Source organism: Bacillus sp. Au-Bac7 (genome assembly GCF_021341655.1).
GTDB lineage: Bacteria > Bacillota > Bacilli > Bacillales > Cytobacillaceae > Niallia.
The window spans coordinates 58,286-83,123 of sequence record NZ_JAJTTG010000001.1 but is presented as its reverse complement, the minus strand read 5'-3'; the positions used below and the strand labels follow the sequence as shown (position 1 = coordinate 83,123).

Here is a 24,838-nt window from a genome sequence, read left to right as displayed (position 1 = left end):
ATTATTATAGTTTTATTATTAAAAAATTTCTATCTATTATAATAGAAGAAAGCAAAAACGATACTAACCAAAATATGTTTTCAGCAAAAAAAATCATTTGCCTAAAGGATGGCAAATGATGAATAATCACGCTTAATAGAAACAGTTGCCAAATGCCCAAATTCCCCAAAACAAAATAATGATAATAAACAGAACAATCAATAATGCATACCATGCTCCGTATCCTTGCTGTGCACCATAGCCGTATCCAGCTTGAGGCGGGTAGCCACCAGCTAAAAACGGTGCCCCTGGCACGGATTGATATGGGTAGCCGAATGCTGTCATAATGAAACCTCCCCTCCCTATTAACCTATTCGGCAGATAGCCTGGTGGGTTAGGCGCCAGTCCTACTTTTTATTGATTTTCTATGCTCATAAAAAACTTGAGTCTTTATAAAAGACCCAAGCACTGTAGTTTTATGATTCTGTCAAAATGATGGTTGCATAGCCTGCATCCTTGGCTCTGTCTTCCATCGCTTCCGCATTTGCACGATTTGCAAAAGCTCCGATTTGGACTTTATACAGATTGTCCCTAAACAATACTGCTGCCTCAAGCCCATCTCGTCTTGCTTGTTCTGCTAAGCTGTCTGCATTTTCTTTATTCCTGAAGGCTCCGATTTGCACCTTATATAGATCTCCAGAACCGCCGCCGCCTGTATCTTTTTTGTTTAGGTTAAAGGCATCGGCTATGCCTTCTGCATGTCCTCTTGCCAATGTGGAAAGGAAAGAAGCGCTTTTCAGTTTATTTGCATCCGTTGCATTGTCAATAAATCCGTTTTCTGTCAAGATAGCCGGCATATTAGTTTCTCTTAGCACATGGAAATTCGCCTTTTTCTTACCGCGATCGCTCCAGTTAGATAGGTTGATTATACGATTATGAATTGCCGTCTGGTATGTCGTTGTTGGAGCACCAACTCCAGTGTAAACATAGCTTTCAAATCCTATCCCTCCGCCTGCATTTACATGAACAGATACAAAATAGTCAGCACCCCATGCGTTGGCAGCATTAGATCTTTCTGAAAGGCTGACCGTTTCATCAGAGGTTCTGCTCATCCTTACTGTTACATCTTCGTATTCACTGACAAGCATATCTCTAATCATTGTCGCAATTCGCAATGTGATATCCTTCTCCTGAATTCCATTTCCCACAGCTCCTGGATCAGAGCCGCCATGTCCTGGATCAATAAATATTTTCGCCATTATAATTCACCACCTTACTATTATTATAGAAAGGCGGTGAATCATTGCTTGTACGTATGACTAATTTGTAATTAAAACAAGATCCTTTTCCATCTTGTCACTAAACAGAACGGTTTCCCTAATACTTCCGTCATCCGCTTTGTAGTACATTGATTTTCTAATGATGTTACTCTCTGAGAAGCTTATAAAAATAATTCTTTCAACTGAATCTTCCGTAAGACCATTTATATCGACAGCATCCATTTCGGCTGGATAGCTGTAATGGTTGACTGTACACAAATCAAAACGCCACACTTCATTTCCATTCATAGCGTCTGTCATTGACTTGTAATCCCCTAACTGCAACGCCTCTATATCAGCTTTATTATGAAGGTTTTTCAGTGTTGCTTTCCACTCATTATCACTGCGTTCACATGTATCCTCAATGCCTGACTTCACGTCTTTCGCCTCCTGTAAAGGCGAGATGATGGCAGTAATTAACACGGATAAAAAAAGCAGCTGTTTCAATAGCATTTAGTCTTCATCCTCCTACTGGGTAGTTCTTACATATCCGCTTATACGCTTATTTATATTTCAAAAACATTACTATTATTATATTTTATTTACAAATTACAATTTTTTTTCAGGAGGGAAAATCCGCTGAAGTGTAGGGCATGTACTTTTTAAAGAATATGTGTTTACGAACCAATAAATGATAATATTTTCCTTTTCATCAAACTATCCTACCATTCCTGCCACATAGTAAGAATATGTAGGAAGGACATGCATAAATATGTAAGGAAGGAGGAGAGAAAATGAAGAAACGCCTTGCAGCAATCGTTGTAATTGTTCTGCTTGCCTTTATTGCATATGTGGAGACACCTACTGCGAAGATTAATGAGGATTATGTTTATTTTTATGGTGAGACAACGGAAAGTGAACCGGCAAGCACGTCTTCGGAGGTGTATGGAGCGCCAGAATTAGAATATAAATTAGAAGATACGCAGGTAGAGGATGGATTTGTTGTAGAAACATACAGAGAATACGAGATTTATAAGAATCGTGAGGGTGAAGTTGTTAAAAATGTTCCTACTTCTAATCGGGAATATTTAAGATACAAGCAATAGAAGTTTCGTTGTGACAAAAAAGAGGGCTGCACGAAAGACAGCCCTTTGTTTAGAGGCTAATCCTGCCCCTTTCTCCGTTTTTCCTTTTCCGCCCTGTAAAATTCATGGAACATCTTCATTAGCGCTCTTTTTTCAATACGGGAAACATAGCTTCTTGAAATACCAAGCTCTTTAGCAATTTCCCTTTGGGTTTTTTCCTTTTTTAAGTCTAGCCCGAATCTGCCGACAATAACTTCTTTTTCCCGTTCATCCAACACATCGATATACTCTTTCACCTTTTCCAGCTCCATATTCAATTGAATCGTATTCACTACATCTTCGGATTCCGACTTTAATACATCGATTAAGCTGATTTCATTTCCTTCCTTATCCTGACCAATCGGATCATGCAAGGATACATCTTTTTTTGTTTTTTTCAGTGCTCTTAAATGCATAAGTATTTCGTTCTCAATACATCTTGCTGCATATGTGGCAAGCTTCGTTCCTTTCCCTTCCGAAAAGCTTTCTATTCCCTTTATCAACCCAATTGTTCCGATAGAGATTAAGTCTTCCGAATCCTCGCCTGTGTTTTCAAACTTCTTCACAATATGTGCAACAAGCCGCAAATTATGTTCTATCAACATATTCCGTGCATGTGAATCTCCCTCTGCCATCAGTCTTAAGTACTTCTTTTCATCTGATGCAGACAACGGCTGGGGAAAGGCGTTATTTTTTACATAGGACACAAGAAATAACAGTTCTTTTACTAAAAGCCCGAGTGAATAAATTATCCCAGACATATTTCCACCTCCACTTTTGCCTATACTCCATTACTATGTAAAGGTCGAGGATGTCTTGCATGTCCTCGCTCGAATATTAATAGGAAAATATCCATTAATTATGTTTACGATAATCTGCCGCAGGGTATAAAGGACATCCTAAAAAAGTATAAGCAGTCATTAAAGCGGAATTATATTTTTAGAAAAAAGGTAAATTAAAAGAGGATTTTTCTTTCCTTGGCTGGAAAATAGGAATAAAATGGGCTTATGCGTTTTTTTAACAATAATTGGACAACTTTTCGATAGGAGAGGTGCAGATGGATACAAAATATTTAGACCTGCTAACAGAAAAATACGATAGTGAAGAAAAAGTAGTGACAGAAATAATAAATTTGGATGCCATTTTAAACCTGCCAAAAGGGACTGAGCATTTTGTCAGTGACCTGCATGGGGAATTCCATGCGTTCCAGCACGTCTTGAGAAACGGCTCTGGAAATGTAAAGGAAAAGATTAAAGAATTGTTTCATGAAGAGCTTTCCAAAAAAGAGATGGACGAGTTTGCTACACTTGTTTACTATCCTGAGGAAAAGCTCCAGCTTGTTATCAACTCATTCGAGTCAGACCAATTATTGTACGAATGGTATGTGGAAACGATTGAAAAGATGGTTCGCCTAGTTTCCTATGCTTCTTCCAAATATACTCGTTCTAAGGTTCGCAAGGAGCTGCCGAAGCAATTCGTGTATATTATTGAAGAGCTGCTGTATAAAAAAGACGAACTCGACAATAAAAAAGAATACTACTCAAAAATCCTCCAAAGAATCATCTCCCTTGGTCAAGCAAGCAAGCTTATTACAGGGTTAGCATATACGATTCAAAGACTGGTAGTGGACCATTTGCATGTAGTTGGCGATATATACGACAGAGGCCCTCATCCTGATAAAATTATGGAAACCTTAATGGACTATCATTCTGTTGACATTCAGTGGGGAAATCATGATGTTTTATGGATTGGTGCATTTGCCGGCTCTAAAGTATGCCTTGCCAATATTATCCGCATATGTGCACGCTATGACAACCTTGATATTATTGAAGATGCTTATGGCATTAATTTAAGACCATTGTTAAATCTTGCAGAGAAATATTATGAAGATAACCAAGCCTTCCGTCCGAAGCTGAATGCTAAAAGGGAAGAAATTGGCGAAGAGAATATCCTGCAAATCACTAAAATCCACCAGGCTATCAGCATGATACAATTTAAATTAGAGCAGCCGATTATTAAAAGAAGACCAGATTTTAAGATGGAGCACCGTCTCCTTTTAGATAAAATCGATTTCAAATCAAATACGATTGTTTTGCATGGTAATACCTATCAACTTGAAAACACTTGTTTTTCAACCATTGATCCATCTGATCCGGCAAAGCTTTTGCCTGAAGAAGAACAAGTTTTAGAAAAGCTGCTTTTTTCGATTCAACATTCTGAGAAGCTTGCAAGACATATGACTTTCTTAATGAAAAAAGGCAGCCTTTATTTAAAATACAACGGCAACTTACTGATCCATGGCTGTATTCCGTTAAATCAAGATGGCAGTATGAAAACAATGGAGCTAAACGGCAAAGATTACAGCGGCAAAAAGCTGCTTGATGTGTTTGAGAAATACTTGCGCGAAAGTTTCTCTCATCCTGAAATAACGGATGACCTGGCAACAGATATGATTTGGTATTTATGGACAGGCGAAAATTCCTCGCTGTTTGGAAAGAAAGACATGACTACCTTTGAGCGCTATTTCATCAAGGAAAAAGCGATACATAAAGAGCAGAAAAATCCTTACTATCAGTTAAGGGAAGAAGAAGCAACTTGCAGAAGAATCCTTGAGGAATTCAACATGAATCCTGATCACGGCCATATTATCAACGGGCATACGCCTGTTGAAGAAATAAACGGAGAAAATCCGATTAAGGCTAATGGAAGGATGATTGTTATTGACGGCGGCTTTTCCAAAGCATATCAATCTAAAACAGGGATAGCAGGCTACACCCTTCTTTACAACTCATATGGCATGCAGCTAGTGGCACATAAACGTTTTATTAGCAAAGAAGATGTTCTCCAGACAGGAACAGACGTCCTTTCTGTCAAAAGAGTTGTAGACCGAGAGCTGAAGCGAAAACGAGTTATGGAAACAAACATAGGAGAGAAATTGCTCGAGCAAAGAGACGACCTCCAGCATCTTCTCGAATACAGGTACAAAGTGAGATAATTAGAAGCTCATGCATCACTATGATGCATGAGCTTTTTTCATTGAGATTTCTTGCCGATTCTTTCTAACCACCACTTAAATTCTGCCGAAAGCAACAAAATAAATATATGCATATAGCCTTCTCCTTTTAAGTTTCGTTAGGTGGAGTCCTTCTCCACCCACAGGATTGATTGACGCCTTTGCAAAATGATAATCATATTGTTCACCCTTTCTCTTTTCTATTATTAAACATTATAAATATCGATGATGTGACATATGTTTGTCTTTCTGCTCTTCCATTAACTTTTCAATTCTTGCTTGATGCAAATGTTCCTCTGTACTTACTTTCCGCTTGCGAATAATGAGGGTAAAAAACAATAGATTCAGTGTCATTTATACCACCTCCTTCTTAGTCGTACTTTTCTTACTTAAAACATATTTCTGGGAAAATCACCTAGCAGCAATTGCTTTTGGTTGTTTTCTTCTATTAATTGCTCCATTAGCAAATCATGCATATGTTGCTCATGCGATTTTTGATTTTTTTTAATCGTTATCGACATAAATAGAATATTCAGTGTCATTTGCTCACCCCCTTCACGTTGCCATTACCATTATTTAACTAAAATGTTAATTTTTAATTAAAAAGGCGCAAAAAAACCGCAGTTAATCTAGGCTCCTGCGGCACTTTTTAAAAAAAGGCATATAAAAAACCGCAGGGACAGAATTCACCTGCGGTTGGATAGGCTATTATAATGAATTAGCTATTCCAAATTATCACTGGTTGAATTCGTGCATAAATATATTGAGTTGTCATTTTGCCTGCTGCTCCGATAAATACGTTTTGCATATCATTCAACCTCCTTTTGAAATAGTTTTTACATTGGCAATTATATCCTCGATTTCCAGTTTTGTAAACCCCTTTTTCCAGATATGGGTTTTTTATATTAAAGTTTTTGAATAATAGGTTTAATGCTTGTATTTAAAGGGCATAAAAAAAAGAGCATGATTTTCTCATCCTCTTTGTAGCATATATATTTTATTACATATCGTTATCTGTCATATCACTGATCATTTTTTTGTATTTCTTTACTTTAGCGAAAAAGAAAATAGATGTACCTAATGTTAAGACTGAAGTAATTGCCATCGCTTCATCATGCCATTTCACTTCATGAACAGCCGGAACGATAACCCCTAAATAAAAAAAGACTCCAACAGCTAGCAAAACAATGGCAAATCGTTTGTAGTCTGCCAATTTCCCCGACAAGTCCTTCAACGTTTTCTCCATTTTTATCCCTGCTTTCTACTTTTCTATAACTCTACTGTACCATAAGCATGGTCGTCTTTTCTTTAGCAATTGATAGCATGTTAGGAAAATAATAACAAGAAAAAAACTGCCTTCTATAAAAGGCAGTTTTCTTCTTATTTTAAGCCTTGTTCTAAATCCTCTAACAAGTCCTCTACGTCTTCTAAACCTACTGAAATGCGGACAAGTCCATCGGTAATGCCAAGTTCTGCTCTTCTTTCTGCTGGAATAGATGCATGCGTCATTTTTGCTGGTACAGATATTAGACTTTCCACTGCCCCAAGACTTTCTGCTAAAGTAAAATACTTTACTTTGCTAAGAAGCTTATCGGCATTTTCTGCACTGCCAACATCAAAGCTGATCATTCCGCCAAAACCTGACGCTTGTTTTTTACTGATTTCATGATTTGGGTGTGTTTCCAGTCCTGGATAGTACACTTTAGATACAGCAGGATGCTTTTCAAGGAATGCGACGATTTCGCTGGCGCTTTTTTCATGTTCCTCCATTCGAATACCTAACGTTTTCATTCCGCGGATTAACAGCCATGAATCATGCGGTCCAAGCACTCCTCCAGTGGAATTCTGAATAAAATGCAAATCTTCTCCTAGTTTCTCATTCTTAACTGCAACAAGACCTGAGACAACATCGCTATGGCCGCCTAAGTACTTTGTAGCACTGTGTAAGACGATATCTGCACCGAGTGTTAATGGTGTTTGCCAATATGGTGTGGAGAAGGTATTATCAACAATCGTTACTAATCCAAGCTCCTTCGCTGCAAAGGAAGCTTCTTGAATATCAGTGATTTTCAGCAACGGATTTGTCGGTGTTTCGATATAAAGTGCCACGGTATTTTCTTTTACTGCTTCTTTTATATTGTCGATATCGCTCGTATCAATAAAGGTAGCTTCTATTCCAAATTTATTAAGCACCTTTGTTATTACCCGAAATGTGCCACCATAAACATCATCTGTTATTAAAATATGATCGCCTTGTTTAAATAGCATTATAACCGCCGTAATAGCTGCCATTCCGGAGCTAAATGCAAATCCCCTAGTTCCGTGCTCTAAATCCTTTATAAGCTCCTCCAGGGCGTGGCGGGTAGGATTGCCTGTTCGTGAATATTCAAACCCTTTATGATTGCCTACTCCTTCTTGCTTATAAGTGCTGACTTGATAAATTGGAACATTGACAGCACCTGTATGCGGATCTCCTGGTATTCCTCCGTGAATGAGCATCGTTTTGCGTTTCATTTAAATTCCTCCTTCAAAAATCTTTTTACTAATATAGCGGTCGCTGCTGTCCGGTAGGATTACAACTATATTGGTGCCTGGTGCAGCTAGTTTCGCTTCTGCCAAGGCGGCATATAGGGCTGCCCCTGAGGAGCTTCCCACAAGCAGGCCTTCCTTAAGCGCTGCCTCATTCACCTTTAAAAAGGCATCGCTATCACTGACTGTATAAATTTTATCGAAGTAAGCTGGGTCCATATAAGGTGGCAGAAACTCCATCCCAATCCCTTCTGTTTTATGAGGGCCAGACTTCCCGCCATTTAGGATCGATCCTTCTGGCTCGACAATAACCGTTTTTATTGAATGTTTTTGTTCTTTCAAATATCGGGCGGTACCCATAAATGTCCCGCCCGTACCTGCACCTGCAATAAAAACGTCAATATTGCCTTCGAGCTGTTCCCAAATCTCCGGTCCAAGTGTCTTGTAATAGGTGTCTGGGTTTGCTTCGTTTTCGAATTGGCCTGGAATAAAGGAATCGGGAATGCTTTTTTGCAGCTCTTTCGCCTTTTCAATCGCACCAGCCATTCCTTTTGCTGTTGGGGTATGGACAATTTCTGCTCCTAATGCCTTCATAACTTGCTGTTTTTCCACGCTGAATTTTTCTGGCACACAGACGATTACTTTCACATCTTGATTTAATGCTGCAAGAGCCAAGCCGATTCCTGTATTCCCTGCAGTCGGTTCAATAACCGTTCCGCCTTTCTTCAGCTTCCCTGTCTCAAAAGCATCTTGGATCAACTTGATTCCCAGTCTGTCTTTAATACTTCCTCCTGGATTATAATACTCAAGCTTTGCAAATATACGAACTTCATTGGGCAAAGGAAAATGGGTAATCTCAACCATTGGTGTATTGCCAATAAGCTGATGCACATTGTTGTAAACTCTCATGATCATTTCCCTCCTTCTATATATCATTGCCTGTTTTGCTTCTAACTCTGTTTGCAATTTATACCGATTACCGCTTATCACAGCTATTCCTATTTGAATAGTCAGAATTAAATGCTAGAATCGGGGAAGTTCCTATTATTAGGACTCCCCGCTATAATCAGTTCATTTTTTGAACGATTCCCACTACTAAGTTCGCCGAATGGACTGCTGCCTTTTCTAAGTATTGATCAAAGGAAAGATGTGATTCTTTTCCAGCTATATCCGATAGAGAACGAATGATAACAAATGGAATTTCATGCTGATAGGCAACTTGAGCTATTGCAGCTGCTTCCATTTCTACAGCCTGTAATCCAGTGAATTTCGTCTTGATGAAGGCTGCCCTTTCCGGATCATTAATAAAGGAATCACCTGTTGTAATAAGGCCTCTGACAACAGCATACTCCCCTATTTCCTTCGCGCTTGATTCAGCTATCTGGATTAGACCATTATCTGCTGCAAAACTCGCAGGCATTTGCGGTACTTGACCGTATTCATAACCAAATATAGTCGCATCCACATCATGATGTCTCACTTCGTCTGAGATGACAACATCGCCGACATTCAAGTCAGGGTTTAATCCTCCAGCAGAGCCTGTATTGATTAAATAGTCCGGTTTGAACGTTTGCAGCAGAATAGTCGTGCTCATCGCAGCATTAACTTTGCCTATGCCTGAGCGAAGCAGAACAACATCCTTCCCAGCAAGATTACCTTCAATAAATTGAAATCCGGCAATTGTCTGCTCTTTTTTATTGTCCATTTGTTCTCTGAGTATGGCAACTTCTTCTTCCATTGCACCGATTATTGCTATTTTCATGTACTTCCCTCTTTCTAAGCTACACTTTTGTTCCTTCCATGATCCAAACAAACTCATTTAAGCGGGTGAATGCGGCAGTAAAGCCTGCTTCCTCTAACATCCTCTGTAATACGGGAATAGTGGAATAGTATTCACGAGCTAAGTCTTCAGCCAGGTTATGGAAACCACTTTTTGCAGCGGCATCTTTTGCTTTTTCATAGTCTTCTTCGGAACGAAACATCGTATCCGCAAAAACTATTTTACCAGATGAAGGCAGTAAATTACTATAAAGAGTAATTGCTTCTGCTTTTTCTTCATCTGTTAAATGATGAAAAGCATAGGTGCTCACGAAAACATCTGGCGCACTCTCTGTTGAGAAGTTAAGAAAATCTCCATCCTTCACCACTGCTTTTTCATTCAGCTTCTCCTCTGCTAATTTCCGCATAGCTTTGGAAGGCTCTATACCTGTAACAAACAATCCTTTATCTGCAAGCTTTAAAGTCAAGTTCCCAGTGCCTGGGCCAAATTCGACTACTGTGCCGTAAGCCCGGTTTGCCACTTCATCTAATATCTGTTCGTAGTTTCGGAACACTTCTTTGTATTCTATATCTTTTGTTAAACTTTCATCATAAGTGTCAGCCCATTTTTCAAAGATCTCCATAAATTCTTTACCCATTTCTCATGCCCCTTTCATAGCAAACAATTCCAATATACATACTATGAATTAGACAAGAGTCATGTTCATAATTTACCACATCCCCTATGCCTTTTTCAATAATTGTGTTGAAGACAATGTCTCCTTGTTTCATGACATATGATAAAATAGGAAAAGAGACTATTTTATTTATTGAAAGGAAGTAAAGGATGAATTTCCAGCTAGATATTATAAAGGATAAAGTAGAGTTCTTTGAAGGTGATTCTTTAAGTACTATCGAAAAAAAAATTACAGAACAAATTGAAATTAACAAAGCAATCCTGCTTGAGGTCCATTCTGTCAATCACCAAACAACACTCCAAGAAAACGGCAGACCTTATCATACGGTTATGGTTCATTTTAAAATAAAAAAATAACAAAAAAGAAACTGCTTATAAGATTATAAGCAGTTTCACTCATTTAACGTATATTTAAATCATTGATTTCCTCTACTTTTGTCGGTTTCCAGCCGCTGCCGTCCACCCACTCAATATAAACGCGATATTTTTCGCTTTTATCCTTTGTAGAAACAGTGCCGATTGATTTATTCTGATCTTTATTATTGTTCCCTAAAAACCAAACAACCATATTGCCTTCATCTATTCCTGTTCCGTATGCCAAAGCTTTTAACTGTTCATCCCAATCAACACCTGCTGAGTAGGAAGCTGTATGTTCACCTGACTGCGTTGTTCCAACAGGCTCCCATGAAGGATTCTCGATGGTTTTAATGACGTTTGAATCACTTCCGCCTTCGGTGATAATAGCCTCTCCATCTTTTTGTGTTTCCTGCTCTTCATCACTTTCAGAGTCGTCTGTACTTTTTGCAGCATCATTATCTGCTTGAGCGGAAGCTTGCTCGTCTTTTGTACTCTCTGTTTGGGCAGTTTTCTTATTTTCCTGGTTATCTGTCTTATTATCACCATCACTGAAAATGGAATAAGAGACAAAAACAATTAATGCTATCACAAGAATGATTAAGGCATTAAGAATAATATTCGTTTTTTTCCTCTTTGAACGCTGTTCAGATCTGCTTCGAACATTATCGTTAGTGTCTGTGCTCAACTTGTTTCTCCTCCCTATTGTTCATACATTTGTATTTACTTTTAATTAATATCTGTATTTAAGCCAACAAAGGCTGTACATATTCTATCATGACTTTTGAATAGTGAAAAGGAAAATGGGTATTTTCTATTGAGCATGACTCTCTTCATGGTCATAAACCGCCTTTACCATATCAGCAAATAGCGGATTGACTCCTCCTTCATCTGCGAATACCTCAAGGTTGACTGCAACTAAGGCATATTTGGGTTTATCATATGGAAAATAGCCTGCAAACCACTTATTATGAAGCTGTTCCTCTCCCTTATAGATGCCAGTCTCTGCCGTACCGGATTTACCGGCAACTTCATACGGCAAGTCTTGAAACCATCTTCCTGTACCTTCTTTGTTCTCAACAACTTCTCTTAAGAGCTTCTGAAGTTCTTGTGCTGTATATGGCGAAATCGTTTCACCATCTAGCTTTTTCTGATCGAATTTCAACAATGTACTGCCATTTTTATATTCTATCTCAGAGGCCACTCTGACTGCCTGCTTTTCCCCGCCTCTGGCGATTGTAGCCATCATGTTGGCAACAGCTATTGGTGTAACCCTGACTTCATTCTGACCAATGCCTGTCAATGCTACATAATTCTTATCCTTTTTTGCATCCTCTGAAAGGAACACTCTGCCTTTTTCTTCATCTTGTATTTGCTTAAAGTCGCTTGAATGAAAAATAGTCCCTTCCCAGCCTGTCGTTGTTGTTAAAGACAGCTTCTTTGCGTAATCTTCTAAGATATTTTTGTCAATATCCTTTAACTCTTTGGCAATTGTTGCGAAAGTATTATTGCAGCTGACAGCAAAGCTGTTTGTGAAATTAAGCATACCATGCTGATAAACAGGGTCTGGATCTCCATTTATTTTTTGGCTGCAGTTATAAATGGCATCATCATTATTCAATTTATTATCTATCGCAGCTGCTGCCACTACGGTTTTGAAAACAGAACCGACTATCTGCTGTTTAAGCATAAAATTATTAATACCATCTGTTTCATAAGGATTTTTATCAATAATAGGACGAGATACCATAGCGGCAACTGAATTTGTCTCTATATCTAAAAGCACAAGTCCGCCTTTTTTGATATTATGCTTGTCCACCAGCTCTTCTGCCACTTCTTGTAATTCTTTATCAATGGTCGTTTTAATATTTACAGGATAAAATGGATTGCCAGGCTCCACATATTTAACGTTCGTTCCAAACAACGGACCTCCTGTGGCATCGACATGATAGACAAGCTTAGATTCTCCATCTGGGAGAAGAAACTCATCAAAGCTTTTTTCTAGTCCCGTTAACCCGATTAATGTGTCATAAGACAGTTTTTTGTCAGGGTATCTTATTTCAAGCTCTGCTTCATTTTGACCGGTAATCCCTAACAGTTGTTCAGCTAACTCATTTTGGACCCTGAATTTTTTATTAACGGCAAATACACCGGGAATTTTCAAATTATTAATATCGGTCATTTGTTTTGCGGAAAGCTCTACCGGCTTGCTGCCACCAAGGACTACAGGCTCTTTTGCCTCCGCTATCGTTTTCGTTAAAGTATATTCAGTTGTCCCAATAATATCCGCAATTTTTCTACTGTCCCATTCCATATTTTTTAAAAACGGAAATAGAATAAGAACTGTTTTCGTTTGCTGTGTCAGCGACTCCCCATTTCTGTCCAAAAATCCCCCGCGGCCGTTATCCAGTACCATCTCCTGTGATCGTTGCTTCACACTAGCTTCCACTAAGTTAATATTATGTTTAGTAAAATGTTCGGTTTCCACAAGCTGTATTTGCACAAGTCTTGCAAGCAGCACAACAAGCATACAAATAAAAAATACACCGATAAATATTGCTCTCTTTCTCCACATAAAAAAACACCTCATCAAGAGTGTTGACGAGGTGTCCTTTTTTCAAACAATTACCGTGAAATTGTTATTTAATTGTAACGATTTCTACATTCATTTCTCCACCAGGTGTTTGAACAACTACTTTATCGCCGACTTTTTTGCCGATTAGGCTTTTTGCGATCGGTGAATCATTGGAGATTTTACCTTCGAACGGATCAGCTTCTGCACTGCCCACAATTGTGTATGTTTCTTCGTCACCATCAGGAAGCTCAATGAAAGTAACAGAACTACCTAGTGAAACAGTGTCACGATCTAATTCATCTTCTGAGATGATCTTCGCATTGCGGATCATGTTTTCAATTGTAGTGATGCGTCCTTCTACAAACGCTTGCTCTTCTTTCGCAGAATCATATTCCGAATTCTCTGATAAGTCTCCGAAGCTGCGCGCTATTTTAATACGTTCAACGACTTCTTTACGTTTAACCGTTTTTAATTGTTCTAGTTCTTGTTCCAGTTTCTCTTTACCAGCCAATGTCATTGGAAATTCTTTTTCGATAGCCAAAATGTTCACTCCTTAAAGTATCCAGCACAATCTATATATTTTGATTGTTGGTTTATGGTATGTATTAAAGTTGATGATGTAAACTCAAGCTAAATTACTAATAGGATGAGTTTAATACGTATTCCGAAAAAAAGAAAGCATTTTCTTTCAAAAAAAGAATAATTATTCCCTAAAATGCATTATTTTAGGGAAATAATAATGCCTCTAATCCTTTATATAAAAGGGGTTAAAAGGTAAAATCAAAGATTTTAAAAAACCTTATCATTTCTCTCGGGAAAAAATAAATTACAGAGCTTATAATAACGATTTTTGCTCAAGAATCGTCTGTATCTTCGTTACCATTAAGTCGATAGCAACGTGATTTTGACCGCCTTCTGGAATGATGATATCAGCATAGCGTTTTGTCGGCTCAATAAATTGATTATGCATCGGTCTTACAACACTCACATACTGATCAATAACAGAGTCCATTGTTCTACCTCTGTCTTGAATATCCCTAACAAGCCTTCTAATAATGCGCAAATCTGCATCTGTATCCACGTACAGCTTCATGTCCATTAGATTGCGAAGTCTTTCATCCTCTAAAATAAGAATGCCTTCCACAATAATAACATCACGAGGTTCGACAAGTATTGTCTCATCTGATCTCGTATGCATGGCGTAATTATATACAGGTTTATCGATTTTTTCATACTTAAGCAATGTTTGGATATGTTCAATTAATAATTCTGTATCAAATGCCAACGGATGATCATAATTTGTTTTTAGTCTTTCTTCAAATGGAAGATGTGATTGATCTTTATAATAATAATCCTGTTCAATCATCAGGATGGAATGTCCTTGAAAATGCTCAAAAATAGCTTTGGTCACGCTTGTTTTTCCTGATCCGGAGCCACCTGCGACACCAATTACAACTGGTTTGCGCTGCATGCTTTAGAGCTCCTTTCTCATCATGTTATTTGGAAATACAGGGTGATCCACTTTAAATTTAACAATTTGCAGCGGATGGCGGGCTGCATCAAGCTCATTGCCTTTTTCATCCCATATCGTATCAATAACTGTCGTAAAATTAGATATTTCTGGACCGAAGAATTCTACTTCCTGTCCTGGTTTAAAGAAGTTGCGCTGCTGCAGCGTTACAATCTTTTCCTCTTTGTCATAATCAAGAACAAGTCCAACAAAATCAAAAGTTGTCTTTTTGCTATGATTACCAAACATTTGCTCTTTATACCCTGGCTGCCCTTCAAAGAATGCTGGTGCTGTTTCTCTGTTTGCACATTTATCCAGCTCTTTCAGCCATTCTTCGTCAATAACAAAATTATCAGGATCAGCACAGTAAGCATCAATTACTTTACGGTACACGCTGACAACTGTTGCCACGTAGTGAATAGATTTCATACGACCTTCAATTTTCAGACTGTCAATGCCCAGTTCAATCATGCGGGGAATCGATTCAATGAGCTTAAGGTCTTTAGGACTCATCGCAAAAGGTGCATCCTCTTCAGAGAAAAGCGGCTTTTCTTCTGTGTTTTCCAGTCTGTACAGATCATAATCCCAACGGCATGATTGACAGCATCCGCCTCTGTTAGAATCCCTTGCTGTCATATGATTGCTTAGTGTGCATCTTCCAGAATACGCAATACACATTGCTCCATGAATGAATGTCTCGATTTCAATATCAACTTTTTCTTTCATTTCCTGGATTTCTTCTGCACTGGTTTCACGGGCAAGCACAACTCTTTCTAAGCCCTCTTCCTTCCAGTACTGAACAGCTTTCCAGTTGGAAAGAGACTGCTGTGTGCTTAAGTGTACTTCTATTTCAGGTGCTACTCTGCGGCATGTTTCAATAATGAGCGGATCAGCAACAATAATGCCGTGAATGCCTGCTTCTTTTAATCCAAGCAGATATTCTTCCAGTCCGTCGATATTTTCATTATGCGCAAAAATATTTGTTGTTACATATATTTTCGCATCATAGTTTTTTGCAAATTCCACTCCCTCTTTCATTTCCTCGAAAGTGAAATTTCCAGCGTTAGAACGGAGTCCATATTCTTGGCCTCCGATAAAAACCGCATCAGCTCCATAAGCAACGGCTATCTTCAATTTTTCAAGATTGCCTGCAGGCGCCAAAAGCTCCGGCTTTTTGACAATGATTCTTTTACCGTCTCGAATTTCAGAGATAGGTGTTTTCACTGCTGTCATCGTCTGTACTCCTCCTAATTATTAATACACTGTTTCTTTAAAGAAAAATCCTGTGTCCAACGGTCTATTTGCCGGCTGTATCTGTTCAATTTCTGCTAGTAGATTATCCTTTTCCTCATCGTACTGATCAGGATTATTTACAAACATCGTTATTGCTCGATGATAAATGCTCGTCACTTTTTGAATATAAGCAGAATCCTTTAAAATACCGTCTATCTTAAAAGAATCGATGCCTGCTTCTATCAATTCCTGCAATTCATCAACAATGCAAATATCATTAGGACTCATAATATGTGTGCCGTTTTCGTCTTCAAAGATCGGATACTTGTTCTCTCTCTCTTTATCATGGAGGAAGTAATCCCTGTCTTTCTGTTTATCGGCCATATCTTGCTCTTTGCCCTGATGTTGGAAGTAATGCCCTAAAAGGGTACGCTTTGATTGGAACATTGTCGTCATGCCGTGAACTTGGATTTCCAATTCGACTTCTGCATTCTCTTTCATCTCAATGATTGCATCCATGCTCAGTTCCCGTGCGAGCACCGCTCGTTTAGCACCTTTTTTCCCCCAGTAATTGCAAGTATACCAGTTAGTTCCAGTGGTTTCTGTGTTCCAATGCAGTTTCATGTCTGGGGCAACTTCACGCGCCACCATAAGAACTGCCGGATCACCAAAAATAATGCTGTCCGCATTCACATCTCTTAAGAAAGCAATATAATCATAAAGGTCATCTATTTTTTCATTGTGAAAAAGACCGTTGACAGCTACATATACCTTCTTGTTTCGTCCATGGGCAAGTTCAATCGCTTTTTTTACATCATCGCGCTTAAATTCTCCTGCTAAACGCAATCCAAATTTCTGTTCACCGATCACAAAGGCATCTGCTCCGCTTTCGATCAGTGGAATAATGTCTTCAACCGTAATTGGTGTAACGAGCAATTCAGGTTTTTTCATTTTTTATCTCCTCTTTTTGCTAATTGCTAATCCATCACCAACAGGCAGTATTGCTGTATGGTAATCTGGATGCTGCATTAGCCATTGATTAAAATCCTTAATTTTTCGGACAAGCTGCCTTACATTCCGGCTGTCTATATTTTCCTCCACAACAAGCCCGTGGAATAAGATATTATCCGTAAAAATCACGCCTTCAGGGGAAAGCATCTTGGAGTATATATCAAAAAACTTCCGATATTGGCTTTTTGCAGCATCTATGAATAAGGCATCAAAAGGACCGTGCTCCTGCACAAGATTCTCCACTTCTAACGCATCACCCTTAATGAAGTGAACTTGTGAGCTTTTGTTCAATGTCTCCACATTGGATAAGGCCACATTATATCGGTCCTCATCACGCTCAATGGATACAATCTTGCATTCTGGCAAAGCGTCTGCCATCCGCAGTGCAGAATATCCTATCGCTGTCCCAATTTCGAGAATTTTTTTGGGCTGCTGCATTCTTAACAGCTGAAGCAATGTTTCAATGCCTACAAGCTCCATAATTGGGACTTCATTTTCCTCAGCATACTTTTCAATACCTAAAAAGGCTTCACTTCTATCTGGAATTAAATTCTCGATATATTTCAGCACTTGTTCTTCATTCTGCAACAGAATTCACCTCTATTTACATTTGCCAGACGTTACTGAATGTCTCTTTTTAATTGGCTAAATTTTCAGGAATTGTTTCCCTCCACCTGAAAAATGTTAGCTTCTTTTATTAAGAACCTAACTTTGCGGTGTATGCCAAATTTGTTAATTACGTATAACTTGTTCCTGTTTAAAAACACTTGTACTATTTTAACATAAAACGCTGGGGAAAGCTAATTAATCATGCTCTCCCCACATCGTTTTAATTATTTGTAATATATTTTGCCTTTAATGAGTTATGCTCATCAAGTGTGCTCGAAAAATATACAGTTCCATCACTGGATGCCAGGAAGTATAAAAAGTCGGTATCAGCTGGATGAAGCGCTGCTTCCATGGACATCGTACCTGAATTGGAGATAGGCCCTGGCGTCAACCCTTTATTTTTATACGTATTATACGGAGAATCTACTTCTAAATCCTTGTATGTGACTCTTGCTTTATGTTTGCCTTGTGCATACAGGACCGTCGGATCTGTTTGCAGCGGCATTCCTTCATCTATGCGGTTATAAAACACACTCGCAATTTTATCTCTGTCTGCCTTTTCTGTTGCTTCCTCTTCAATCAAGGATGACATAGTCAAGAATTGATGAACAGTCATATCTTCTCTTTCAATATCCTGCCTGTACTTCTCCACAACGCTTTGCGTCTTATCAAGCATGGTAGAAACAATCTCATCGAGGCTAGGGTCCTTTTTGTAGAAAGCATACGTAGCAGGGAAAAGATATCCTTCTAATGGATACTTAATATCTTTAGCCCAAACCTCTGTTGTCAAAATGGACGGATACTTTTCCATTAATGACTGAATGAACTTTTCATCATTTAAACTTTTGAAAACTTCCTTCTCAGGCTGCTTTGTCTTATCAGCTATCACAGCTGCTATCTCGTCAAGCTGTTTACCCTCCGGTATCGTCATAGTAAATACCGGCTCCTGCATGATTCTACCAGTCTTTAAGCTTTCGATGATTTCCTGGAAAGTCATCGAGGGATTCATATGATACTCCCCTGCCATGAACTCTGATTCGTTTTTAAACTTTACATAGTATTTAAATACTCGCGCGTTTTTAACAAGTCCGCTGTCCTCTAACGTCTGAGCTATATAGGAGACACTTGAACCGATTGGAATATCAACAATGATTTCTTTTTTGCTGCCAGGGTCCACTGGTTCTAAGCTTGATTTAATATAAAAATAACTGGTTAGTGACACAGCTGCAATTACGACAGCAAGTACGAGAATGGTTAAGCCAACGAATCTCCTGATTGTTTTTGCTTCATTTCGTCTTTCCGCTATCTTCTCAAAAAACATTTCTTTTTTATTTTTTCCTTCATTATTCCCCTCTTTTATTGACAATTATCTTTCCCTCCTAAAACCGGGTATGTATTACCTATAATAAAACCATATCTCGACTAATTATACTATATTCTAACAAAGAAAGTGAAAAAAATAGCGAATGAAGTCTATTTTACTATCGGAGAATAGTGTTTGGAAATAATATCCACAAACAAAACCCTCCATATTTATGCCATTGTCCACGACCGTTTTCAAGCATAAAAAAAGGGACAGCACCATTGCTGTCCCCCATCTGTTTCTTATTCTTCTTCTTCGTTAGCAAGGAATGTGTTAAGCATTTCCTCTACTAAATCCCACTCTTCATCTGTTTCGATAGGAGATAGCTCACCATCGCCAGTTTCTTCGTTCGGGATAAATGAAGATGCATGAATGTCGATTTCGTCGTCTTCACCGTCATCTTCCCCGATTGGGTAATAAAGAACATATGATTTTCCAAATTCATCTGATTCAAATGTGAACAAAATTTCGCATAATTGTTCGTTTCCTTGCTCGTCCACTACTGTAATTGTATTAGTTTCTCCGTGTTCCATTACTTTCACCTCATCATTTCTGGCTATCTAAATAGCCTTGTAATATCATAGATGCTGCCATCTTATCAATTACTTTTTTCCTTTTTTTTCTGCTGACATCTGCTTCAAGAAGGACTCTTTCAGCAGCCATCGTCGTCAGTCGCTCATCCCAAAATACAACTGGTAGACCGAATCTTTCTTCAAGAAGCTTGCCGAAATGTTGGCTTGCTTCACCGCGAAAGCCGATGCTGCCATTCATGTTTTTTGGAAGGCCAACCACTATTTTACTTACATCATGCTCAACAATCAATACTCCTAAACGGTCTAATCCGAATTCTTGTTTCTCTTCGTCGATTTTTACAGTTTCAATGCCTTGGGCTGTCCACCCAAAAGCATCACTAATTGAAACCCCTACCGTTTTTGAGCCTACATCCAAGCCCATTGTTCGCATTTCTTTAATCCTCTCGCTGCTGTTTTAAGTAGAACTTAACAAGCTCTTCAATAATCTCGTCACGCTCTAGTTTGCGCATAATATTTCGTGCATCCATATGGCGCGGGATGTATGCAGGGTCTCCTGAAAGTAGATAACCGACAATTTGATTAATTGGGTTATAGCCTTTTTCTTGAAGAGCATCATATACTTGATTCAACACTTCTTTTACGTCATGTTCATATGGTTCTTCAGGAAAATTGAATCTCATTGTTTTGTCGAATGAGCTCATTTACAACACCCCTATTTTCAGACAGATTCTGTTAATTGATACCTACATTTTACACTACTTGCCCACATTATCAAATGGATTTGATATATTCCTCAACATAGTTTAGCGCTTCTTGCAATTTTTGAGGGTCTTTTCCGCCAGCTTGAGCCATGTCCGGACGTCCTCCGCCGCCACCGCCGCAGCGTGTTGCCACTTCTTTGATGATCTTACCAGCATGGTAACCTTTGTCCATCAAGTCTTTCGTAACAGCAGCAATTAAGTTTACTTTATCTTCATTTACGCTGCCAAGAACAATGATTCCAGAATCAAGCTTTTGCTTCAAGTCATCAGCCATTGTGCGCAAGTTGTTCATGTCCACACCTTTAATGCTTGCTGTAAGAACATTAACTCCATTAACGTCTTTTACTTGGTCAACTAGGTTGCCTGCTTCAATGTTGCTTAGTTTTGCTGCAAGCGACTCGTTTTCACGCTGAAGCTGTTTCAGCTCTGCTTGAATTGTCTCAATTCTAGTGCCGACATCTTTCGGGTTTGTTTTCAGCTTGCTTGCTGCATCCTTCAAGATGTTAAGCTGATCTGTCAACTGCTGGTAAGCGGCTTGTCCTGTTACAGCTTCGATCCTTCTTGTACCTGCACCAATACCAGCTTCTGAAATTATTTTGAACAAACCGATTGTGGATGTGTTATCAACATGACACCCACCGCATAGCTCAAGGCTGTAATCGCCAACTTGAACAACACGAACAACTTTTCCGTATTTTTCGCCGAATAAAGCCATTGCTCCCATCGCTTTTGCTTCCTCGATATCTTTATAATCAATTTGAACAGCAATACTTTCCCAAATTTTTTCATTAACGATTTTTTCAATTTTTTCAAGCTCTTCTGCTGTAATTTGCCCGAAATGAGAGAAGTCAAAACGCAAACGGTCTGTTTGTACTAGAGAACCTGCTTGGTTAACATGCGTTCCAAGCACATCCTTTAATGCTTGATGAAGCAAATGTGTTGCCGTATGGTTTTTAACGATTTTTGAACGGTTGCTTCTGTCAACAGCAGCTTCCACTTCGTCATTAACTGTTATAACACCTGATTGCACGATGCCTCGGTGCAGGTTTTGTCCGTTTGGTGCTTTTTGAACATCTTGGACCAAAATAGTAACTGCTTCTGATGAAATGGTTCCAGCGTCTGCAATTTGTCCGCCGCTTTCCGCATAGAATGGTGTCTTATCCAAAATGAACTGGATTTCTTGGCCTTCTTCTGCTTTCTCTACTACCTCTCCATCTACTAGCAAAGCAGATACAACAGCAGAAGCAGTTAGAGATTGATAGCCAACGAATTCACTTTCCACTTTGATTTCCCCAAGAACACTCGATTGAACTTGCATGCTTCCCACTTCTTGACGTGCCTTACGAGCTCGGTCACGCTGGCTTTCCATTTCTTTCTCAAAGCCTTCATGGTCAATTTTCATGCCTTGCTCTTCTGCATATTCCTCTGTCAATTCTACAGGGAAACCATATGTGTCATAAAGACGGAATACATCTTCACCTGAAATAACCAAGCTGTTAGACTTCTTCGCCTTTTCCATTACTTCCCCAAGAATGGAGAGACCTTCATTCAACGTCTCATGGAAGCGCTCTTCTTCGCTCTTCATTACTTTTTGAATAAAGTCGGCTTTCTCTTTCACTGTCGGATAGTAATCAAACATGATTTCACCAACAACAGGTACTAGCTCAAACATGAACGGGCGGTGGATATTGATCTTTTTCGCATAGCGGACAGCTCTGCGCAGCAATCTTCTTAAAACATATCCTCTGCCCTCATTAGAAGGCAATGCTCCGTCACCTACTGCGAATGCAACTGTACGAATATGGTCAGCAATTACCTTAAATGCTTCATCTGTTTCCTTATCTGCACCATATTTCACATCAGCAATTTGTGCTGTTGCCGCAATAATTGGTGTAAAAAGATCTGTATCAAAATTGGTTGGAACATTTTGCACAACAGAAGCCATGCGCTCAAGTCCCATCCCTGTATCAATATTTTTCTTTGGAAGTGGTGTGTATGTTCCATCTGGATTATGGTTAAATTCAGAGAAAACAAGATTCCATACTTCTAAATAACGGTCATTTTCGCCGCCTGGATATAGTTCTGGGTCATTTAAATCATTTCCGTATTCTGGACCACGATCATAGAAAATCTCTGTATTCGGCCCACTTGGACCTTCCCCGATATCCCAAAAGTTTCCTTCTAAACGAATAATGCGGCTTTCAGGAATCCCTATTTTGTCGCGCCATAACGCATATGCTTCTTCATCCTCAGGATGCACTGTGACAGATAGTTTCTCTTTGTCAAAACCAATCCACTTGTCGTCTGTTAAAAACTCCCAAGCCCAATCAATTGCTTCCTCTTTGAAATAATCTCCAATTGAGAAGTTTCCAAGCATTTCAAAGAATGTTTGGTGCCTTGCGGTTTTTCCGACATTCTCAATATCATTTGTGCGAATTGATTTTTGTGCATTTGTAATTCGCGGATTTTCCGGGATTACACGGCCATCGAAATATTTTTTCAATGTTGCAACACCGCTGTTGATCCAAAGCAAAGAAGGATCTTCATGAGGAACTAATGATGCACTAGGTTCCACACTATGCCCTTTTTCTTGGAAAAAATCAAGGAACTTTCTTCTAATTTCTGCCCCTGTTAATACTTTCATAAAAAGTTTGCCTCCTTCTATGTATGACTCCTTAAATATTGATTAGGAGTAATAATTTTAAAGCATAAAAAAAACCCCCATCCCTGGACAGGGACGAAAGTATGCTCGTGGTACCACCCTGATTTATGGCAAAACACTGCCATTTCTCAAATCTCCTTAACGCGGATGGACGGCAGGTATTAACTGCATTCAAGAATTAGCTTTCGACTATCCTTCACTTATGTTCCTTTCAGCCACGGGAACACCTCTCTATTTAGCATACGCCTAAAGTGGACTATAATCTACTTGATTCTATCATCATTTTGTCACTATGTTCTTCTCTCGAATTATACTGATTTTTCTCTGCAATTGTCAACATGTGAATCACTTAAGAATGCTAAGGATTAGTGGTTTTTCCAAAATGAACGTGCAAATGCATGATTGCTACTTTCAAAATAGAAAGGACAGGAACTGCTACTACCATTCCGACAATACCGCCTACCTCTCCACCAAGGAGCAGGGCAAACATAATAAATAGAGGATGCATATGCAAGCTTTTCCCAACAATAAAGGGCGAAAGGATGTTACCTTCCAAAAACTGCAGCACTACAATGATGATAACAACAATGATCAGCATTTTAACAGACATTGTACTTGCAATTATAACGGCTGGAATTGCCCCTATTATGGGTCCGAAGTAAGGAATAACATTGGTAATTCCGATGATTATTCCTAATACTAGCGGGTACTTTAAATCAAAAAAATAAAAGGAAATCGATGATAGACTGCCAATGATAAAACAAACTAGCAGCTGTCCTCTTATATAGCTGCCCAAAGACTGATTTACATCCTTCAAAAATAAAACACTGCTTTCACGCCATTTGTTAGGAGTTAAAAGCAAGGCCGCTCTTTTTACTGCTTCAATATCCTTTAACATGTAAAAAGAAATAAACGGTATTAACATCATAATTACGAATGAATTAACAAAACCCATGATACCTTTAATAAGCTTTGTCAGCAATCCATCCAGCTTAACTTCAAAAGATTCAATCCCTTTATCAACCTTCGTCTGCAAATTATCAGGCCATGCCCTTGTTCGCTCTTGTATATAGTCAATCCAGCTTCTGTACTGGTTTGCAAGCTCTGGCGCATTTTCTGTCAGCTCTCTCATCTGCTCAATGAAAATCGGAATGCACTTATAAAGTCCATAGCCGACTCCTCCAAAAAAGAGGATATATATAAATGCCACAGCAAGGCCGCGATGCAGTCCCATTTCGTGGATTTTTTCAACAATCGGATGAAGCAAATAGGTAATAAATGCACCAAGGACGAAAGGAAATATCACCTTCATCAACAGCTGCAAGATTGGAGTCCAAATTGGAGATAATTTAAAAAAGATAAAAACTACAATAAACAGCAATAGTGTAAATGCTAAGCGATAATACCACTTGACTCTTATTTCCATTCTACACTCCTCCCACCCATAATTTGTGTGAAAAGGAGGTAATTTATACAAATAAAGGAGGCGAATTACACGCCTCCTGATTTCTTAACTGTATCTGCGATTGTCTTCCTCGAACAAGTCATCTAATGAACTAAGGCTTCCATCCTCTTCCACTTGATGTGTATGGATAACCCCTTTTACTAATGACAGCTCAATAAAACAGTTCCAGCAATAATACTGGCTGATTCCAATTTTCCCGATATCTTTGCTTTGGCAATTTGGACAGACTAACATCTGAAAACACCTCTAACAATAAGTTTATAGACAGCCATTTCTCAAAATGGTTGTCACTGGTGTTTCCAGTGTGTCCAATTCATACCATAAATAAACATCTCATTGCTTTTTTTATAGGAGCCGGCTTTTTAATGCTGTTTTCTTCTCAAAAAAAAAACAGATGCCATTC

28 protein-coding genes are annotated in these 24,838 nt (G+C 38.8%); 3 read left to right on the top strand and 25 right to left on the bottom strand.

The window, feature by feature from the left end; all coding sequences use genetic code 11:
- Nucleotides 1-132: 132 nt before the first annotated feature.
- From LXM54_RS00435 to LXM54_RS00425, 3 genes are all read right to left on the bottom strand, one after another.
- On the bottom strand, nt 133-324 hold the full coding sequence (locus tag LXM54_RS00435) for a sporulation protein YjcZ (protein ID WP_233313081.1): 192 nt from the start codon (nt 322-324) through the stop codon (nt 133-135).
- A 131-nt stretch (nt 325-455) separates the two neighbouring features.
- Entirely contained in the window at nt 456-1,238 is a 783-nt protein-coding gene (locus tag LXM54_RS00430) for an N-acetylmuramoyl-L-alanine amidase (protein WP_233313080.1), read from the bottom strand.
- Nucleotides 1,239-1,298: 60 nt separating this feature from the next.
- Nucleotides 1,299-1,751 carry a hypothetical protein gene (locus LXM54_RS00425; protein WP_233313079.1) on the bottom strand — a complete coding sequence of 151 codons (453 nt, stop codon included), beginning with the start codon at nt 1,749-1,751 and terminating at the stop codon, nt 1,299-1,301.
- Between the two features lie 281 nt (nt 1,752-2,032).
- On the opposite strand from LXM54_RS00425, the gene LXM54_RS00420 reads away from it, so the two are divergent.
- On the top strand, nt 2,033-2,344 hold the full coding sequence (locus tag LXM54_RS00420; RefSeq protein WP_233313078.1) for a hypothetical protein: 312 nt from the start codon (nt 2,033-2,035) through the stop codon (nt 2,342-2,344).
- 56 nt (nt 2,345-2,400) lie between these two features.
- Here LXM54_RS00420 and sigK read toward each other — a convergent pair whose 3' ends face one another.
- Nucleotides 2,401-3,123, bottom strand: a complete 723-nt coding sequence (sigK, locus tag LXM54_RS00415) for an RNA polymerase sporulation sigma factor SigK (protein WP_233313077.1) — start codon at nt 3,121-3,123, stop codon at nt 2,401-2,403.
- Between the two features lie 296 nt (nt 3,124-3,419).
- Here sigK and LXM54_RS00410 point away from each other — a divergent pair, with 296 nt between their 5' ends.
- Nucleotides 3,420-5,357 (top strand): fructose-1,6-bisphosphatase, encoded by a 1,938-nt coding sequence (locus LXM54_RS00410; protein ID WP_233313076.1) that lies wholly within the window; start codon nt 3,420-3,422, stop codon nt 5,355-5,357.
- Nucleotides 5,358-5,588: 231 nt separating this feature from the next.
- Here the strand turns inward: LXM54_RS00410 and LXM54_RS00405 are convergent, their stop codons facing one another.
- From LXM54_RS00405 to LXM54_RS00375, 7 genes are all read right to left on the bottom strand, one after another.
- Complete coding sequence (locus tag LXM54_RS00405) at nt 5,589-5,729, bottom strand: YrzI family small protein (RefSeq protein ID WP_233313075.1); 141 nt, start codon at nt 5,727-5,729, stop codon at nt 5,589-5,591.
- 35 nt (nt 5,730-5,764) lie between these two features.
- A complete protein-coding gene (locus tag LXM54_RS00400) occupies nt 5,765-5,917 on the bottom strand; it encodes a YrzI family small protein (RefSeq protein ID WP_233313074.1) in 153 nt (50 codons plus the stop codon).
- Between the two features lie 458 nt (nt 5,918-6,375).
- Nucleotides 6,376-6,621 carry a YrhC family protein gene (locus LXM54_RS00395; RefSeq protein WP_233313073.1) on the bottom strand — a complete coding sequence of 82 codons (246 nt, stop codon included), beginning with the start codon at nt 6,619-6,621 and terminating at the stop codon, nt 6,376-6,378.
- Nucleotides 6,622-6,755: 134 nt separating this feature from the next.
- Nucleotides 6,756-7,889, bottom strand: a complete 1,134-nt coding sequence (locus LXM54_RS00390) for a bifunctional cystathionine gamma-lyase/homocysteine desulfhydrase (RefSeq protein ID WP_233313072.1) — start codon at nt 7,887-7,889, stop codon at nt 6,756-6,758.
- Nucleotides 7,890-8,813 (bottom strand): PLP-dependent cysteine synthase family protein, encoded by a 924-nt coding sequence (locus tag LXM54_RS00385; protein WP_233313071.1) that lies wholly within the window; start codon nt 8,811-8,813, stop codon nt 7,890-7,892.
- Between the two features lie 157 nt (nt 8,814-8,970).
- The gene (gene mtnN / locus LXM54_RS00380; RefSeq protein WP_233313070.1) at nt 8,971-9,666 is read right to left on the bottom strand and encodes a 5'-methylthioadenosine/S-adenosylhomocysteine nucleosidase; all 696 of its coding nucleotides are present in this window, start codon (nt 9,664-9,666) and stop codon (nt 8,971-8,973) included.
- A gap of 19 nt (nt 9,667-9,685) precedes the next feature.
- Nucleotides 9,686-10,321 (bottom strand): class I SAM-dependent DNA methyltransferase, encoded by a 636-nt coding sequence (locus LXM54_RS00375; protein ID WP_233313069.1) that lies wholly within the window; start codon nt 10,319-10,321, stop codon nt 9,686-9,688.
- A 188-nt stretch (nt 10,322-10,509) separates the two neighbouring features.
- On the opposite strand from LXM54_RS00375, the gene LXM54_RS00370 reads away from it, so the two are divergent.
- A complete protein-coding gene (locus LXM54_RS00370) occupies nt 10,510-10,716 on the top strand; it encodes a DUF2536 family protein (RefSeq protein ID WP_233313068.1) in 207 nt (68 codons plus the stop codon).
- Between the two features lie 43 nt (nt 10,717-10,759).
- Here the strand turns inward: LXM54_RS00370 and LXM54_RS00365 are convergent, their stop codons facing one another.
- The 14 genes from LXM54_RS00365 to LXM54_RS00300 all read right to left on the bottom strand — a co-directional run bounded on the left by LXM54_RS00365 (nt 10,760) and on the right by LXM54_RS00300 (nt 24,669).
- A complete protein-coding gene (locus tag LXM54_RS00365; RefSeq protein WP_233313067.1) occupies nt 10,760-11,401 on the bottom strand; it encodes a YrrS family protein in 642 nt (213 codons plus the stop codon).
- A 126-nt stretch (nt 11,402-11,527) separates the two neighbouring features.
- A complete protein-coding gene (locus tag LXM54_RS00360) occupies nt 11,528-13,288 on the bottom strand; it encodes a peptidoglycan D,D-transpeptidase FtsI family protein (RefSeq protein ID WP_233313066.1) in 1,761 nt (586 codons plus the stop codon).
- 64 nt (nt 13,289-13,352) lie between these two features.
- On the bottom strand, nt 13,353-13,829 hold the full coding sequence (greA, locus tag LXM54_RS00355) for a transcription elongation factor GreA (protein WP_233313065.1): 477 nt from the start codon (nt 13,827-13,829) through the stop codon (nt 13,353-13,355).
- A 294-nt stretch (nt 13,830-14,123) separates the two neighbouring features.
- Nucleotides 14,124-14,759 carry a uridine kinase gene (gene udk / locus LXM54_RS00350; RefSeq protein WP_233313064.1) on the bottom strand — a complete coding sequence of 212 codons (636 nt, stop codon included), beginning with the start codon at nt 14,757-14,759 and terminating at the stop codon, nt 14,124-14,126.
- Between the two features lie 3 nt (nt 14,760-14,762).
- Nucleotides 14,763-16,031: a peptidase U32 family protein gene (locus LXM54_RS00345; RefSeq protein WP_233313063.1), complete on the bottom strand. Its 1,269-nt coding sequence runs from the start codon at nt 16,029-16,031 to the stop codon at nt 14,763-14,765.
- 21 nt (nt 16,032-16,052) lie between these two features.
- Nucleotides 16,053-16,982 carry a peptidase U32 family protein gene (locus LXM54_RS00340; protein ID WP_233313062.1) on the bottom strand — a complete coding sequence of 310 codons (930 nt, stop codon included), beginning with the start codon at nt 16,980-16,982 and terminating at the stop codon, nt 16,053-16,055.
- Between the two features lie 3 nt (nt 16,983-16,985).
- A complete protein-coding gene (locus tag LXM54_RS00335; RefSeq protein ID WP_442780423.1) occupies nt 16,986-17,633 on the bottom strand; it encodes an O-methyltransferase in 648 nt (215 codons plus the stop codon).
- 238 nt (nt 17,634-17,871) lie between these two features.
- On the bottom strand, nt 17,872-18,972 hold the full coding sequence (mltG, locus tag LXM54_RS00330; RefSeq protein WP_233314699.1) for an endolytic transglycosylase MltG: 1,101 nt from the start codon (nt 18,970-18,972) through the stop codon (nt 17,872-17,874).
- A gap of 284 nt (nt 18,973-19,256) precedes the next feature.
- On the bottom strand, nt 19,257-19,547 hold the full coding sequence (locus LXM54_RS00325) for a DUF1292 domain-containing protein (protein ID WP_233313060.1): 291 nt from the start codon (nt 19,545-19,547) through the stop codon (nt 19,257-19,259).
- 13 nt (nt 19,548-19,560) lie between these two features.
- Nucleotides 19,561-19,977, bottom strand: a complete 417-nt coding sequence (ruvX, locus tag LXM54_RS00320; RefSeq protein WP_233313059.1) for a Holliday junction resolvase RuvX — start codon at nt 19,975-19,977, stop codon at nt 19,561-19,563.
- A 4-nt stretch (nt 19,978-19,981) separates the two neighbouring features.
- Complete coding sequence (locus tag LXM54_RS00315) at nt 19,982-20,248, bottom strand: IreB family regulatory phosphoprotein (protein ID WP_127737353.1); 267 nt, start codon at nt 20,246-20,248, stop codon at nt 19,982-19,984.
- A 70-nt stretch (nt 20,249-20,318) separates the two neighbouring features.
- Nucleotides 20,319-22,952, bottom strand: coding sequence for an alanine--tRNA ligase (gene alaS, locus LXM54_RS00310; RefSeq protein WP_233313058.1), 2,634 nt, complete (start codon nt 22,950-22,952; stop codon nt 20,319-20,321).
- Nucleotides 22,953-23,328: 376 nt separating this feature from the next.
- Nucleotides 23,329-24,396 (bottom strand): AI-2E family transporter, encoded by a 1,068-nt coding sequence (locus tag LXM54_RS00305; protein WP_233313057.1) that lies wholly within the window; start codon nt 24,394-24,396, stop codon nt 23,329-23,331.
- An 84-nt stretch (nt 24,397-24,480) separates the two neighbouring features.
- On the bottom strand, nt 24,481-24,669 hold the full coding sequence (locus LXM54_RS00300) for a hypothetical protein (RefSeq protein WP_233313056.1): 189 nt from the start codon (nt 24,667-24,669) through the stop codon (nt 24,481-24,483).
- Nucleotides 24,670-24,838 lie beyond the last annotated feature (169 nt).

Bases quoted from the DNA above. Each gene is read 5' to 3' on its own strand.
- LXM54_RS00435 (WP_233313081.1), bottom strand. From the start codon at position 324: ATGACAGCATTCGGCTACCCATATCAATCCGTGCCAGGGGCACCGTTT.
- LXM54_RS00430 (WP_233313080.1), bottom strand. From the start codon at position 1,238: ATGGCGAAAATATTTATTGATCCAGGACATGGCGGCTCTGATCCAGGA.
- LXM54_RS00425 (WP_233313079.1), bottom strand. From the start codon at position 1,751: ATGCTATTGAAACAGCTGCTTTTTTTATCCGTGTTAATTACTGCCATC.
- LXM54_RS00420 (WP_233313078.1), top strand. From the start codon at position 2,033: ATGAAGAAACGCCTTGCAGCAATCGTTGTAATTGTTCTGCTTGCCTTT.
- sigK (WP_233313077.1), bottom strand. From the start codon at position 3,123: ATGTCTGGGATAATTTATTCACTCGGGCTTTTAGTAAAAGAACTGTTA.
- LXM54_RS00410 (WP_233313076.1), top strand. From the start codon at position 3,420: ATGGATACAAAATATTTAGACCTGCTAACAGAAAAATACGATAGTGAA.
- LXM54_RS00405 (WP_233313075.1), bottom strand. From the start codon at position 5,729: ATGACACTGAATCTATTGTTTTTTACCCTCATTATTCGCAAGCGGAAA.
- LXM54_RS00400 (WP_233313074.1), bottom strand. From the start codon at position 5,917: ATGACACTGAATATTCTATTTATGTCGATAACGATTAAAAAAAATCAA.
- LXM54_RS00395 (WP_233313073.1), bottom strand. From the start codon at position 6,621: ATGGAGAAAACGTTGAAGGACTTGTCGGGGAAATTGGCAGACTACAAA.
- LXM54_RS00390 (WP_233313072.1), bottom strand. From the start codon at position 7,889: ATGAAACGCAAAACGATGCTCATTCACGGAGGAATACCAGGAGATCCG.
- LXM54_RS00385 (WP_233313071.1), bottom strand. From the start codon at position 8,813: ATGAGAGTTTACAACAATGTGCATCAGCTTATTGGCAATACACCAATG.
- mtnN (WP_233313070.1), bottom strand. From the start codon at position 9,666: ATGAAAATAGCAATAATCGGTGCAATGGAAGAAGAAGTTGCCATACTC.
- LXM54_RS00375 (WP_233313069.1), bottom strand. From the start codon at position 10,321: ATGGGTAAAGAATTTATGGAGATCTTTGAAAAATGGGCTGACACTTAT.
- LXM54_RS00370 (WP_233313068.1), top strand. From the start codon at position 10,510: ATGAATTTCCAGCTAGATATTATAAAGGATAAAGTAGAGTTCTTTGAA.
- LXM54_RS00360 (WP_233313066.1), bottom strand. From the start codon at position 13,288: ATGTGGAGAAAGAGAGCAATATTTATCGGTGTATTTTTTATTTGTATG.
- udk (WP_233313064.1), bottom strand. From the start codon at position 14,759: ATGCAGCGCAAACCAGTTGTAATTGGTGTCGCAGGTGGCTCCGGATCA.
- LXM54_RS00345 (WP_233313063.1), bottom strand. From the start codon at position 16,031: ATGACAGCAGTGAAAACACCTATCTCTGAAATTCGAGACGGTAAAAGA.
- LXM54_RS00340 (WP_233313062.1), bottom strand. From the start codon at position 16,982: ATGAAAAAACCTGAATTGCTCGTTACACCAATTACGGTTGAAGACATT.
- mltG (WP_233314699.1), bottom strand. From the start codon at position 18,972: ATGTTTTTTGAGAAGATAGCGGAAAGACGAAATGAAGCAAAAACAATC.
- LXM54_RS00325 (WP_233313060.1), bottom strand. From the start codon at position 19,547: ATGGAACACGGAGAAACTAATACAATTACAGTAGTGGACGAGCAAGGA.
- ruvX (WP_233313059.1), bottom strand. From the start codon at position 19,977: ATGCGAACAATGGGCTTGGATGTAGGCTCAAAAACGGTAGGGGTTTCA.
- LXM54_RS00315 (WP_127737353.1), bottom strand. From the start codon at position 20,248: ATGAGCTCATTCGACAAAACAATGAGATTCAATTTTCCTGAAGAACCA.
- alaS (WP_233313058.1), bottom strand. From the start codon at position 22,952: ATGAAAGTATTAACAGGGGCAGAAATTAGAAGAAAGTTCCTTGATTTT.
- LXM54_RS00305 (WP_233313057.1), bottom strand. From the start codon at position 24,396: ATGGAAATAAGAGTCAAGTGGTATTATCGCTTAGCATTTACACTATTG.
- LXM54_RS00300 (WP_233313056.1), bottom strand. From the start codon at position 24,669: ATGTTAGTCTGTCCAAATTGCCAAAGCAAAGATATCGGGAAAATTGGA.